Source organism: Nocardioides sp. NPDC023903, from assembly GCF_040639295.1.
Taxonomy (GTDB): Bacteria; Actinomycetota; Actinomycetes; order Propionibacteriales; family Nocardioidaceae; genus Nocardioides.
The window spans coordinates 1-1,552 of the sequence record NZ_JBEZZS010000078.1 but is presented as its reverse complement, the minus strand read 5'-3'; the positions used below and the strand labels follow the sequence as shown (position 1 = coordinate 1,552).

At 61.9% G+C, this 1,552-nt stretch carries 2 protein-coding genes; both read right to left on the bottom strand.

What is annotated here, in order from left to right; genetic code table 11:
• The coding region (locus tag AB0F44_RS30045; protein ID WP_357361012.1) for an ABC transporter substrate-binding protein at window positions 1-655 on the bottom strand (655 nt) is incomplete at its 3' end.
• Between the two features lie 74 nt (window positions 656-729).
• Window positions 730-1,552 (bottom strand): ABC transporter substrate-binding protein (locus AB0F44_RS30040; RefSeq protein WP_357361010.1); only part of this gene is annotated, 823 nt, incomplete at its 5' end.

Sequence of the window (1,552 nt, the reverse complement as noted above, 5' to 3'; positions counted from 1 at the left end):
GGCTCAGCACGACCCGCTGCTGTGCGCGGTCGATCGAAGTGATGATGAACGGCCCGGACGACAGCGGCATGTCATTGCGGTACAGGTCGTCGAATGCCTGTGGGGACGCGGTGAGCTGTCGTGGGTACAGGGGATTGAACAGCCCCTTCCACTCAGCGTAGTGCTCGGCGAAAGTGACGATCGCTTGGCGGTCGTCGACACCGCGTTCGACCTTCTCGACGCTGCTGTAACCCTGGCTCGCTGCGATCTTGAAGGCGGTATCGCGGCCGCTCAACACGGTGGCTTGAGACCGCAAATCCTCCCAGGTGATCGGGGATCCATCGGACCAGACCGCCTTCGGGTTGATCGTGTACTTGATCTGCTGAGGATTGGTATCGATGAGCTCGACATCGGTGTAGTAGTTGTGGTCGATCGTAAGATTGCCCGCCGCATCGGAATTGATCGTGCCCGGCAGCGCCCAACCGGTGAGGTCGCTGATCTCGCCGTCGGAGTCGACGTGGAGGCTATTGAAAGTTGCGGGGAAGCTGGTCAGCGCCAACCGGAGATTGCCGCCGTCGCGCAACGCGTCGCGATCCTGTGGGTTGATGTCGTTGATCGCACCGATCGTGCTCGAACCCGACTCCACGTCGGTATCGGACCCACAACCACCCAGCACCAGCGTCAAAGCGAAAACGGGAACTGCGATACGGAAACCTGCCCGGCGTAGCCGCCTGGCGTAAGTAGCTGTGGTCATTTCATGAATCCGATCTTCGTGTAGTCGTACGTTGCCAATCCAGGGGAGCCGATGTTGGCGAGGGTGGTGCGGGCGCCGAAGCTGCCGTCGGACTGCATCAGGGGCAGGGAGTGGCCTTCCTCGAATACCTTGCGGTCGACCTGGTTGGCGAGGTCGATGGACTTCTGCGGGTCCAGTTCGATGAGGGTCTGTTCGATCAGGGCGTTGAGTTCGGGGGAGCCGATTCGGCCGTAGTTGGCTTGCAGGTCGGTCGGGTCGTAGTAGTAGATCTGGCGGATGCTGCTCAGCGGAAAGGGGTCGCCCTCGTAGACGTACTGGGCGGCGTCGAAGTCGCCGGGCTGGATGACATCGGTGAAGAGACCGGCGGCGGGCTTGGTGTCGATGTTCAGTTGCACGCCGATGGCAGCCAGGTTCTGCTGGATGATCTGGGCCATCTGGACCCAGGTGGGATCGTTGTACATGACATCGCGGATGACCAGTTTGCGGCCGTCCTTCTCGCGTACCTCGCCGTTGAGTTTCCAGCCGAGGTCGTCGAGTTGCTGGGCCGCGGCGGCGGGGTCGAAGCCGAGACTGTTGTCCTGGTAACCCTTTTGGCCCTGGAGGAAGACATGATTGTTCAGCGGCTTCGGGTTCTCGACCAGCCCGTTCTGCATCGCATTGACGATCCCCTGGCGGTCGATGGCCTTCGAGATGGCCACCCGCACACCCTCTTCGGCCAGGATCGAGCCGGGTGCGCCGTTGAAAGTGATGTGGCGCCATCGATTACCGGGAGCACGGCGGACCACCAGTCCCTCGGTGCCACGCACCGTTTTCACGTCG